Origin of the sequence: Macrococcus epidermidis (assembly GCF_024205965.1) — a bacterium.
Taxonomy (GTDB): domain Bacteria; phylum Bacillota; class Bacilli; order Staphylococcales; family Staphylococcaceae; genus Macrococcoides; species Macrococcoides epidermidis.
On record NZ_CP073819.1, the window covers coordinates 204344 to 216895 of the forward strand.

Below are 12552 nucleotides of genomic sequence, written 5' to 3' on the forward strand. Positions count from 1 at the left end.
ACAACGCAAATTTTTGCGTTGTGGTATCTATTGTAATAAAATATAGAAATTTATCCTTTAAAGGAGGAAATGTAATGTTAAACGATACATTAAAGCAACAATTAGCTCAATATTTAGAGTTAATGGAAGGCGACGTTGTAATTACAGCGAGTGCTGGAGATGATAAAACAAGTAAAGATATGATGGACTTACTCACTCAAATCAAAGAGATGTCTTCACTTATCACTTTAAAAGAAGCACCTTTGAAACGTACACCCAGCTTCACATTAGCACGTCCTGATGAAGAAGCACGTATTACATTTGCCGGTGTACCACTTGGACACGAGTTCACTTCTCTAGTCTTAGCTTTATTACAAGTAAGTGGTCGTGCACCTAAAGCAGATCAATCTGTTATTGATCAAATTAAAAAGTTAGAAGGACCTTTTAACTTTGAGACATTCATTAGCTTAACTTGTACGAAATGTCCAGATGTTGTACAAACTTTAAATATGATGGCGGTATTAAATCCAAATATTACACATACAATGATTGATGGTGCAGCATTTAGAGAAGAATCTAAAGATATTATGGCTGTTCCTACAATGTTCTTAGATGGTGAAGAATTTAGTAGTGGTAAAGCGACTGTTGAAGAGATTATCGGTAAACTTGGTGGTGGAGCAGATGCTTCTGAATTTGATGCGAAAGAAACATTTGATGTATTAGTAATCGGTGGCGGACCCGCGAGTGGTAGTGCAGCAATTTATGCAGCACGTAAAGGTTTACGTACAGGTATTGTGGCTGAACGTATCGGTGGTCAAGTTAATGATACTGCTGGTATTGAAAACTTTATTACAGTAAAAGAAACGACTGGACCAGAATTCTCGCAAAACTTAAAAGAACATATTAACAGTTATGATATCGATGTAATGAATGCTGTTCGTGTTGAAAAGTTAGAAAAAATTGATGATTTAGTACATGTTACTTTAGAGAATGGTGGTAAACTAACATCTAAAACATTAATTATCGGAACAGGTGCAAAATGGCGTAACATGAACGTGCCAGGAGAAGCTGAATATCAAACAAAAGGTGTAGCATATTGTCCGCACTGTGATGGTCCATTATTTGAAGGTAAACGCGTTGCAGTTGTAGGCGGCGGTAACTCAGGTGTTGAAGCAGCAATTGATTTAGCAGGTATTGTTAAACATGTTACATTACTAGAGTTTGGTGAAGAATTACGTGCAGATAAAGTACTACAAGATCGTTTAGCATCATTAAATAATGCTGAGATTATTAAATCAGCTGCAACAAAAGAATTAACTGGTGATGCTACATTAAAAGCGTTGACGTACGTTGATCGCAATACAAATGAAGAACATACGCTTGATCTGGAAGGCGTATTTGTTCAAATCGGTTTAGTACCGAGCACTGAATTTGTTGGAGACTTAGTTGCTAGAAATAACCGCGGTGAAATTATCGTTGATAAAAATGGTGCTACAAATGTACCAGGTATTTTTGCTGCAGGGGACTGTACAGATCAAACATATAAACAAATCATTATTTCTATGGGTTCTGGTGCAACAGCAGCATTAAGTGCGTTTGATTATTTAATCAGAAATTAATTAAATGACGGATTTAAGTTATAAGACATATTACGTTATGACGTAGTATGTCTTTTTTATATGGTAAAATATACATAATAATTCTAGGAGGTAAGTAATGAAGAAAACATTTTTAATATTTATTGTCTGTATATTACTTAGTGGCTGTGTAAATCAAGAGAAAGAACAAGGAAGGTCACAGGAAAAAGTAATACTTACTGTCTCAGCGGCAGCAAGTTTAAAAAATGCATTAAATGATATCGAAAAATCTTATGAAGCCGAACACAAGCATGTTGATATTAAATTTAATTATGGTGCGTCTGGTGCATTAGCGCAACAGATAATGTCCGGTGCTCCGGTTGATATATTCTTTTCAGCTGCACAGGATAAAGTTGATGATTTAGTAAAAAATAAATCTGTAGATAAAGAGGATACAAAGTCTTTACTGAAAAATCATCTCGTGCTTATAACAGAAGAGAAACTAACATCTCTTGATGATTTACAACAAGAAAAGATAAAAAAAATTGCACTTGGCAATCCGGAATTAGTACCTGCAGGCGAATATGGTAAACAAGCCTTAGAAAACAAAAAACTATATCAAAAAGTCAAATCAAAATTAGTATTAACGAAGGACGTACGTCAAGTATTGACCTATGTAGAAACCGGTAATACTGAAGCAGGTATCGTATACACATCAGACCTCAAATCAACAAATAAAATAAAGCATACACTCAAAATTCAAGATGATTTACATGAACCGATAACATATCCAATTGCTAAAATAAAAGACACTAAACATAAGAAAGAAACTGAGGAACTTTATCAGTATTTACAGAATAATCAAAGTAAAAAAGTGTATCAAAAATATGGTTTTGATATTAATGAAAAGGAGTAGCGATGCTGCTTCTTTTTTAAAACAAAGAACAATTAAATAATGAAAATTCATTAAATTTAATTCCCCTATATAAATAGATATTGTTTATAATAAAGAAGTATTGGAGGAAATCGTATGACGGAATTATCAACAGAACAAAAACTAGAAAAATTTTTTAATAAAACTTCACAATGGCACGATGCTTATCAATTGTTAAGATCGATTATAAGAGAATTTGATCTTGAAGAAGATTATAAATGGATGCATCCTTGTTATACAATGAAAGATAAAAATGTGTTACTGATACATGGCTTTAAATCATATGTTGCTATATTATTTCATAAAGGAGTAATGCTTGAAGATAAATACAATCTTTTAATTCAACAAACTGAACATGTTCAAGTTGATCGTCAATTACGCTTTTCGTCAGTAGAAGAGATTGAAGAAAAAGCAGATATGATACGTTTTTATATTAAAGAAGCAATTCGAGTTGAGAAAACAGGCATAAAACCTCCTAAAAAAGAACATGGACCATTAGAAATTCCTATCGAATTAGAAGAAGCATTTAAAGAGAACGAACGTTTAAGAGAAGCGTTTTATAAATTAACACCTGGTCGCCAACGTGCGTACGTCATTGAAATTAATAAAGCGAAACGCAGCGAGACGAAAAGGAATCGTATAGAAAAGTATGCTGATAAAATTTATCAGGGAAAAGGTTTATTAGAACGATAACAAATAATAATGTCATACGCTTTAAAAATATAATGTTATAATATGTTAAAGAAAATATTTGTATTTTAACAATACTTGGTGAATGTATACTTGCATTCATTACCATACAAAAATATAATGAATTAAGCAGCTTGGAAAGTCTGGAACAAAACTACTATATAAAGGATAATGAACATGGCTAAATTTAACTTTATCCCAATAATTTTGGGTGCAAACATACATGCGTATGCTGCAGCAGCAAGTTTTCATAAAGATTATAAGAAAAAGTCGGTCATCGTCGCAGCCGATTATTTATCGTTCACTAAATTTTCTAGTCTTATTAGCGATTATTATATTGATAAAATGATATATGATGACAAAGTTTTCATCGAAACATTTGAGCGCATTGCAAAGAAATATCGTAAGAAAAATCGTAAACTATTGCTTGTCGCAACGACAGATGAATATGTTAAGATGCTAATTAAACATGAAGCAAAATTGAGAGAAGATTTTACCTTTAATTTTCCGACACAAGATTTATTTAACCAATTATATTATAAGAAACATTTCTATGAGACGGTTGCTTCATACGGTATTGATATTCCTACGACATACCACTTTAATTTAGCTACCATCGAAACATTTAATGAACCTATTAGATTCCCGGCAATTATTAAAGTTGATGATGGCACAGCTTACTTTAATTTAAAGTTTAAAGGGAAGCAGAAAATTTATGTCCTTGATGATTACGTTGGAATTAATGAGACGATTGAATTACTTCATAATAATGGCTATCGTGAGGATATTATTATTCAGGAATTTATTGAAGGAAGCGATCAGGACTTGTGGGACATCGTTTATTACGGTGATTCAAATGGAAAAGCGCAAGTGATTACATTAGCACAAGTATTGTTACAAGAACCTGCAATGACAGCTATCGGTAATTATACAGCACTCATTTCAAGATATGATAAAGATTTGATGGATAAAGTGATTAAGATGATGGAAGGTATGCATTATACCGGATTTGCTAACTTTGATTTAAAATATGATCATCGAGATGGTAAATACAAGTTTTTCGAGGTTAATTTACGTGCCGGCCGTTCAAGTTCTTACGTCAAAGAAACAGGGTATTCAATTGCGAGATGTTATGTAGAAGATTTAATTTTAAATCAATCCCATCCAGTGAAATATTTAGATACAACACATTTATTTACGGTAGTACCTAAAGATATTATATTAAAATACGTAAAACAAAAATCATTACGTAAAGAAATTAAACAACTTATTCACAAACATCAATATTATAATCCACTATTTTATGCAAAAGATCGTTCAGTAAAGCGGAAAGCTTATCTGATGATGAGAAATGCCAAGTATCATCTGAAGTATAAAAATAGTGAGTGGTATAAAGAACAGAAATAATCACTTTATAGTGGTTATTTTTTTATTTGTCGTTTATTTTTTTATCTTATTATCTGTTTATATTATACCTATATCTTTATACCTTTATATGAACTCAAATGATTGTTATAGACATTATAAAAAAATATTCCATGTTAAAATGTTATCGTATAAAAATAAAAATAAGTCAGGTGAGCATAAGTGTATCATTATTACAAATCGTTAATATATGTTGATATCGATAAGATTAATGTTTCGAAAGGCGTCATTCAATTTATATTGATGTTAATACCTATGATATATGGTTATTTCATTGATAATTTACCATTTGGATTGTTGATATCACTTGGAACATTATCTAATATCTATGTATTTGGCGGAACTTTACAATCTAAATTAAAAACAGTAACGATTGCCACTTTAACATTAGCTTTTGCAATGGCTCTCGGTACGATTACGGCTGGTAATATGGTTTTATTCGGTTTTTTATTATTTGGATTTACAGTAATACCGTATTACGTATGTAATGCGCTCGAAATTAAAGGTCCTAGTTCTACTTTCTTTTTAGTGGCATATGGACTATCGTCAATTATGCCACATGCACCAGAATTATTTTTAAATCGAGCGGTGTTGGTTGTAATAGGTGGTCTAATTACAATTGTAGTTATTTCAATACATAGTAAGTTATTTGATAGAAATTATGAACGTGAAATTGTAATTAGTGATTATCGTATGCTGCAAAAGTTATTAAAAGCATTCTATGATAACGCTGCTTTTAATGAAGCACATAAGACAGCAGTGCGCTCTTTAATGGCTTCAAACGATGCGCTTTATGCAGCGCGTCCTGCTTTCAGTAAAGATGGTGGAGAATATGAGCGTACTTTATTATTACATCACTTGGCTGAAGGGATTTATTCAGAAATATTAGATTTACATTTAAAGAATATTCGTCCTATCCCAGGTATTTTAATAGAAATGATGAATTATATCGTTGATATGGTAACAGACGATAAGACGACCAAACCAAGTTGGAATAAAGCAGTTAAACTTTCAGAAGAATTTAGAAATTTGGAAAACAATTTGTATAAAGTAGAAGAAATTCTTTTTGCACCGGTCGAACAGATTAACTATAAAAGTGAGAATAGTCGCCCACATTTCATGCGTAGATTATTATCAAATATCACACCAGAATCAAGTGTATTCATGATGACAATAAAATATGCTGTGATAATGGGTTTAGCCATATTCATAGCATTATTATTTCATATCGATCGTCCGTACTGGGTGGCTTTGACTGTACATTCAGTACTAATCGGTAATACAACTGTCACAAGTCTGCAACGCGCTGGTGCCAGATTTATCGGCACACTCTTAGGGATCATTGTGGCAGCTATAATTATCAGTATAAATCCTGATTTACTTATTGTAGCGATTATTATTGCTATAACTGGAGGTATCAATGAAGTTTTTGTTGGATCAAACTATGCACTCGCAATGATTTCAATTACAACACAAGTGTTGCTTATGTCAGGTATCGCAGCTGGGCATATTTCATATTCTTTTGCATATTTAAGGATAATAGATGTTGTTATAGGGGTCATCATTGCAGTTCTTGGTGTGCTAATTCTTGGTAGAACAACTGCAAGTGAGAAGCTTCCGAAGTTCATTACAGATTTAATTCACGTAGAGGCAGCAACTTTCCATTATCTTTTTTCACAGAATCATTATGCAATACGAGATCGTTATCAAGATATGTTTAAACTTTATTTAAATGTCGCGAATGTCAGAATGACTTATACAAATGCATATGGTGAAATTTCTAATAATAAACAACAGGTGCTACATTATTATCCAGCCATTCACTTATTAGAACAAATTAATTTTTCTTTACAGCGTGTTATCAAAGATGACGTTCAGTTTGTAATAGATAATGAAATGATGGGACAATATTTACTTGCTTTTGAAAATTGCGCGAAATACTTTGAACGAGGTAGTAACCATTCACTTATTGATTTAAAGCCACTAGAGAGGTATCATCAAATTCATTATGCATTAATGGACTTACAGGATTTTAAAGTTAAATGAAGGGTTTAATATATTGCTTCACTTCTTTTTCTTTACAATAATGAAACAGAAAATTTATGGTATTTGTATAAAACAATCGCTAAACTATGAGTATTACAGATCATAAGGAGCAACTAATGAAGAAAGATCTTAAACTATTATTGTCGTTACCTATTTTTAGCTGGGCACTCTATGATTTCAGTAATACAATTTTTAGTGCAAATATCGTGACATTGTTTTTTCCACAATTTGTAACAGAACAGTTTGGCGTTGATCCTGTAACTGAGCAGGTATCATCAACCTGGATTGCTTATTCAGCAAGTGTAGCAGCATTGCTTCTCATTGTATTAAGTCCGATTTACGGAGTATATATTGATAGAACGCAAAAGAAGAAGCAATGGGTTATCATCTTCACTGTAGTAGTGTTTATTTGTACTTTTCTGATGGGCTATATTTATGAAGCGGATATTAAACAACAGATGTTCGGCATTCCAGTTTCATTTTTGCTGATTATTATCTTATTTACGATTGCGAAATTTATGTATAATTCGAGTCTTGTATTTTACGATGCAATGATGAGTAGTTTAGCACCAAAAGAAGATCACTCAGTATTATCTGGATTTGGAGTAGCGTTAGGCTACATGGGAACATTATTTGGTGTACTTACGATAATGGCTTTAGTAGGTACTGAAGATGCTGGAAAGACGTTTATTCCAACCGCTATTTTATTTTTAGTATTTAGCATACCTATTTTTATCTTTGGTAAAGATGGCAATAAAAAGACGATGAAACAACATGTATCTCAATCAAGCTTAACATCAGGCTATAAAGAAGTCTTAGAAACTTATAAGCTTGCTAAGAACGAACCCGCAATATATGTATTCTTAATTGTTTATTTCTTCTTAAATGATGCTTTGGCGACTGCCATAAGTATGATGCAACCGTATGCCACTACTGTAGTAGGGTTTACTTCAAGTGAATTTATTAAAATATTTATGATAGCAACGATTTTCAGTGTAATAGGTGCCTTTGTATTTGGATACATTGCTAAAAGAATAGGTTCTTTAAAAGCGTTGCATTATGTCGCGCTAGTATTAATGATTGCGCTTATTATTGCAAGTATTCCTTTACCTAAGTCGGCATTTTATATTTGTGCGATTCTTTTCGGAATTGCAATGGGTTCTATCTGGGTTATCTCTAGAACGCTTATCATAGAACTCTCACCGGAAGCTCACGAAGGACAATTCTTTGGTTTATTCTCAATGAGTGGTAAATTATCTGCAGTTTTTGGACCTTTTGTTTATGGAACGATTACTCTGCTATTAAAAGATTATGGACCGTTAGCAAGTCGTATTGCTATCTTATCTTTATTTGTGATGGCTCTTGGTGCTTATCTATTACATTTCAAAGTAATTCGATTAAGTAATGCAGGTAACGAAAGAATGTAGTATGAAATTTAATCTTTAACTGTAATATGTTTATTCAAAGTGGTTTTTACATAATTTCATTGCTAAGTAAAAAAATTTTCATAAATAATATTATTTATGGTTAATTTTGTGAAAAGTATTCCGTAATGATTTCTATTTTGATATGATGAAATAGAGCGAGATATTAAATACAAAAGTGGAGGATATGGTATGAAAAAGTCAAAAGGGTTGATCTTAGGAATCATAGCAGCACTTGTATTATTAGTCGGTGGCGGGGGAGCAGCAGCGTATTACTTTTTAACGAACACACCGAAAAATGCGTATCTTTTAAGTGAAAAAGAATCAATGGAGTCGTTGCAAGATTATTTCAATGAGCGTTTTGAAAATGAAACAAAATTCCAAGAGAAAATGCAGGATGATAATTATGCAGTAAATATGAAGTTAGGTGCAGATATTCCGGAAGCATTTGTATCACAAATGGGTATTTCAAAATCAGTAATTGATTCATCAAATATCGTATTTGATGTAGCACATAATAGTAAAGATAAATTATCAAATTTAAGCATCACACCTACGATTGCTGATAATAAACTTGGTGAGTTTGCGTGGCAGGCAGATAACAAAAATCAATACCTTTCTGCCCCAGTGTTAAATGATGTATTAAGCGTTCCAAATGATAAAATTATTGAAACGATTGAAAAAATATCTGGAGATCCAACTTCAGTTGAAGATATGACAAATGATTCTTTAAATCTGAACAACCTTTTAGGTGGCGCACAACTTTCTCAAGAAGATATGAACAAAATCATCGAGCGTTACAGTAAAACATTTGCTGATAATGTAGAAGATGATCAATTTAAAAAAGATAAAGAAAAAGTTAAAATCTTTGATGAAGAGAAGGATTTAGAGAAGTTAACAATGACGTTACAACCAAAAGATACAAAGAAAATCATCGTTGCAATGTTAGAACAAGCAAAAGATGACAAAGAATTAAAAGATTTATTTACAAAACAAGCACAAGGTGTAGACTACGATAAAGAGTTAGATAAAGCACTAAAAGAAGTGAAAGATCAAAAAGAATCTGAGTTTCCAAAAGTAATCTCAACAATCTTTGTTGATGGTAAACAAATTATGAAACGCAATCTGGTGATGACAAGTAATGAAGAAGAAGTTAAATTAGATGCTTTAACAAAAGTTGATGACAATTTAAAACTAGAGGTTAAAGGTTCTGCTAAAGATGCTCCAGATGCATTCGTGTTAACAGGAGATTCAACTAAAAAAGATGAAAATTATAAAGATGATTACAAAATTGTCATTAATCAAGATGGTGCAAGAGAAATATCATTTGTAAATGATTCTAAAACAGATGGTGATAAACGTACTGACAAAGGAACAATCGATTTATCTCAATTAGCTGGACAGGATTTAAAATTAAATTATACAAATGATTTAGTAACAGATATCGGCAACAATGAACAAAAGCAAAAAGCAGAGTTTACTGTAAATGTTCAAAATGAACCGGTTAAATTGATGTTTGATGCTGTGACAAAATTAAAGCAAGATGTGAAAGTGAAATCTGACGGTGCTAAAGACTTAAGCACAATGTCTGATAGTGACCTCCAACAATTGCAGGATGATATTAGTGAGAACTTTAATAAAATTTTTGAAGACGTTTCTAAAGATTTAAATTAATAAAGTTAATGGTTATTGATTAAAAATAAGGGGTGATAAATGTGAAACTACAACTGTTCAGCATTTATCACTCTTTTCTTATGAAAAAGTGGTATTTACTGGTCTATATATTAGTATTGTTTTTTGTATTGTTTGCGACACTCATAGGATTATCTGTGATGAAAAGTCAGGAAGACGATAAGTTTTCGATTGGATTAGTAGATGAAGATCAATCTAGAGAAACGAAGTTGATACTAGATGCAATTGGCGATGGAAAGAGTATGGGTAACGATATTGAATTAAAGCAGTTTGAAGCGACTAAGGCTAATAATGAATTAAAGCAACATCATCTAGATGGTTATTTCGTGTTCGATCAAGGAATGACTGAGGCATTTTACAAGCAAGGCGCATTACCGATTTCTGTTTACACATACGATAAAACATCGCTTGAGAGTATTATCATCTATCAGTTAACGGATTCCGTATATAGTCGTTTGATGCTTTCTATCGGTGGCGCTGGAGCGTATAAAGCATTATATCCGGAGTCAAGTGATGATGCGATGTTAATGATGATGACGGATATGCTTTTTACGGGTCTGAATCGTAATGGTGCCTTTGATGAGCAGCCGGTTAAACTTTATGATAACTATCAGTATTATACTATTTCAGTTTATTTTATCAGTGTTTATGTACTGTTTTTATCACTGTTTAATATTTTGAAGATGAATCAGGCGCATGCTTTGAAAGAACGTCTATCAATGTTTCATTTTTCATATGAAAAACTAACATTGACACGTGGGTTAATAAGTTTATGGTATACACTTTTATTTTCTGCAGTAGTATTGTATGTTTTATTAAAATACTTAGATGTATCTTTTGAAAGTTATAACCTAATGCCGCTTTTAATTATTTTATTCTTATACCTCATAATGATATTTGTGGTGATGATGCTTATTGAACTCGTTAATAATGAATCGTTTCAATTGATTCTTAAAGTAATGATAACGGGTCTTATCATTTTATTTTCCGGAGCAACAATCCCTTCGATATATTTTAAGGATGTATTAGGCGGTATATTGTATCATCAACCGTTTAGTCATATTTTTAATAAAGTACTGGAATTGATATTGAATAACTATTTTATAAAGACTCCTATTCTGTTCTATTGGATATGTATTATATTGATAAGTCTATTGATATTACAACTGATATGGAGGTATAGACGATGAAATCTATCTTATACCTCGTAGTGCAAAAACAATGGAAATCATATTTATTATTGTCATTGCTGATTGCTGGTATACTACTCACTTGTTTTATAATGCAACAAAAAATGAATGCAGTGTTTAAAATGCCGATAGTTGTGCAGGATTTAGATCATTCTCAATCATCAGAGGCATTGATTGCCATGCTTAAAAACAATCATGATATGACTGTTAAAATAATTGGTGATGAAGAAAATTTTATAGAAGATCATGTGAAGACTAAAGAAGCGGTGTTAAGTTTATCAATTCCTGAAGGTTTTAATGAAGCATTAAAGCAACAATCTTTAAGAGATACGATTATACTTTATTATCGAGATGATTTTATTGGGGCTATTGCCCAGGAAATAGTAAGTAAAACATTATTTGAAGCTCAGATTCCTTATATCGTGAAATATCATATTGATAAAGAGAAGCAAGTAAATATTGAAGAAGTTAAGAAGATGTATTATCAGAAAACACCGGAAAGTCGTATGAAACAAATTGCAGTTTCAAAATCACAAGATGAATCAATTTCTTTAAGTACAATATTCGCGCTTATTTTATTTGTATCATCTATACAAGTGATACTTCATTATCATTTAAAGCAGGACGCAGCACTTGAACGCATGTATATGTTTGACAAGACAAAGTATTATTTACATATAACGTATATCATGGTTCACGTTTTCATAATCATGTTATCAATTATCTTTGCAGCATTGTTCATGAATCAAATGATGAGTATAAAGTTTTATTTTGTATGCTTCTTATTCACACTTATTTATGAATTCGTATTAAGTTTATTACTCTTTAAAGTCAATACAACAAGTCATCGTCTATTTATGACGACTACTTTCACATTGATGATTGTGACCGTCTATATGCTGTTATCGATAGGAGGAAGTATATGATAGAAGTTAAAAACTTAACTAAGCGATATGGGAAAAAAGAAATCTTTAATCAGTTGAACACAACTTTTGAAGATAGGGCTGTAACAATCCTGTTAGGTGAGAATGGCGCTGGGAAATCAACATTGTTACGAATGATTGCAAAGCTGGAAACGCAAGATGCAGGAGAAATTATTTATTTTGGTGAGGATCTAAGTCATAAATCTTTAAAGAATCGTTTAGGCTACATACCTCAGGACATCGCTTTATTTGAACATTTATCAGTGCGTGATAATATAAAGTTCTTTAAAGGTCTGTATTCTTCTCCTATCGATGATAATCTATTAAATACTTATAAAGATGCTTTAAATATTCGCGAAGATAAGGCGAAAGTTCAATCACTATCTGGAGGGACGAAACGTAAAGTGAACATGTTAATCGGCTTACTTGGAAATCCAGATATAATTATTTTGGATGAACCTACTGTTGGTATTGATTTGAAATCGAGATATGACATTCATCGACTGATTAATCAGCTGAAACAAAGTAAACTCATTATTTTAACGACGCATCACTTAGATGAAGTTGAGGCGATTGGAGATCATATAAAATTAATTGGCAAAGATCCATTTTATAAACAGGTACTGACTGATAAAGACTGGACATTTGAAGATATGCTACAATTGAAATAAA

The 12552-nt window shown here is 31.9% G+C and carries 10 protein-coding genes; all 10 read left to right on the forward strand.

The features are described 5' to 3' along the window. Positions 1–74: 74 nt before the first annotated feature. Positions 75–1598 carry an alkyl hydroperoxide reductase subunit F gene (gene ahpF, locus KFV12_RS01105; RefSeq protein ID WP_254257087.1) on the forward strand — a complete coding sequence of 508 codons (1524 nt, stop codon included), beginning with the start codon at positions 75–77 and terminating at the stop codon, positions 1596–1598. 97 nt (positions 1599–1695) lie between these two features. Then, a complete protein-coding gene (gene modA, locus KFV12_RS01110) occupies positions 1696–2472 on the forward strand; it encodes a molybdate ABC transporter substrate-binding protein (protein WP_254257088.1) in 777 nt (258 codons plus the stop codon). A 114-nt stretch (positions 2473–2586) separates the two neighbouring features. Continuing rightward, positions 2587–3183, forward strand: coding sequence for a YdeI/OmpD-associated family protein (locus KFV12_RS01115; protein ID WP_111716114.1), 597 nt, complete (start codon positions 2587–2589; stop codon positions 3181–3183). A 174-nt stretch (positions 3184–3357) separates the two neighbouring features. Beyond that, positions 3358–4587, forward strand: a complete 1230-nt coding sequence (locus KFV12_RS01120) for a carboxylate--amine ligase (RefSeq protein WP_254257089.1) — start codon at positions 3358–3360, stop codon at positions 4585–4587. 180 nt (positions 4588–4767) lie between these two features. Then, positions 4768–6651: an FUSC family protein gene (locus tag KFV12_RS01125; protein ID WP_254257090.1), complete on the forward strand. Its 1884-nt coding sequence runs from the start codon at positions 4768–4770 to the stop codon at positions 6649–6651. Between the two features lie 116 nt (positions 6652–6767). Further along, complete coding sequence (locus tag KFV12_RS01130; RefSeq protein WP_254257091.1) at positions 6768–8078, forward strand: MFS transporter; 1311 nt, start codon at positions 6768–6770, stop codon at positions 8076–8078. 189 nt (positions 8079–8267) lie between these two features. After that, a complete protein-coding gene (locus tag KFV12_RS01135; RefSeq protein WP_254257092.1) occupies positions 8268–9749 on the forward strand; it encodes a Rossmann-fold NAD(P)-binding domain-containing protein in 1482 nt (493 codons plus the stop codon). A gap of 41 nt (positions 9750–9790) precedes the next feature. Further along, entirely contained in the window at positions 9791–10957 is a 1167-nt protein-coding gene (locus KFV12_RS01140) for an ABC transporter permease (protein ID WP_239242114.1), read from the forward strand. Then, positions 10954–11883 carry an ABC transporter permease gene (locus KFV12_RS01145; RefSeq protein WP_254257093.1) on the forward strand — a complete coding sequence of 310 codons (930 nt, stop codon included), beginning with the start codon at positions 10954–10956 and terminating at the stop codon, positions 11881–11883. The genes KFV12_RS01140 and KFV12_RS01145 overlap by 4 nt, the downstream gene beginning before the upstream one ends. After that, complete coding sequence (locus tag KFV12_RS01150) at positions 11880–12551, forward strand: ABC transporter ATP-binding protein (protein WP_239242112.1); 672 nt, start codon at positions 11880–11882, stop codon at positions 12549–12551. Before KFV12_RS01145 ends, KFV12_RS01150 begins: the two co-directional genes overlap by 4 nt. Position 12552: the final 1 nt, after the last annotated feature.

Bases quoted from the DNA above. Each gene is read 5' to 3' on its own strand.
- ahpF (WP_254257087.1), top strand. From the start codon at position 75: ATGTTAAACGATACATTAAAGCAACAATTAGCTCAATATTTAGAGTTA.
- modA (WP_254257088.1), top strand. From the start codon at position 1,696: ATGAAGAAAACATTTTTAATATTTATTGTCTGTATATTACTTAGTGGC.
- KFV12_RS01115 (WP_111716114.1), top strand. From the start codon at position 2,587: ATGACGGAATTATCAACAGAACAAAAACTAGAAAAATTTTTTAATAAA.
- KFV12_RS01120 (WP_254257089.1), top strand. From the start codon at position 3,358: ATGGCTAAATTTAACTTTATCCCAATAATTTTGGGTGCAAACATACAT.
- KFV12_RS01130 (WP_254257091.1), top strand. From the start codon at position 6,768: ATGAAGAAAGATCTTAAACTATTATTGTCGTTACCTATTTTTAGCTGG.
- KFV12_RS01135 (WP_254257092.1), top strand. From the start codon at position 8,268: ATGAAAAAGTCAAAAGGGTTGATCTTAGGAATCATAGCAGCACTTGTA.
- KFV12_RS01145 (WP_254257093.1), top strand. From the start codon at position 10,954: ATGAAATCTATCTTATACCTCGTAGTGCAAAAACAATGGAAATCATAT.
- KFV12_RS01150 (WP_239242112.1), top strand. From the start codon at position 11,880: ATGATAGAAGTTAAAAACTTAACTAAGCGATATGGGAAAAAAGAAATC.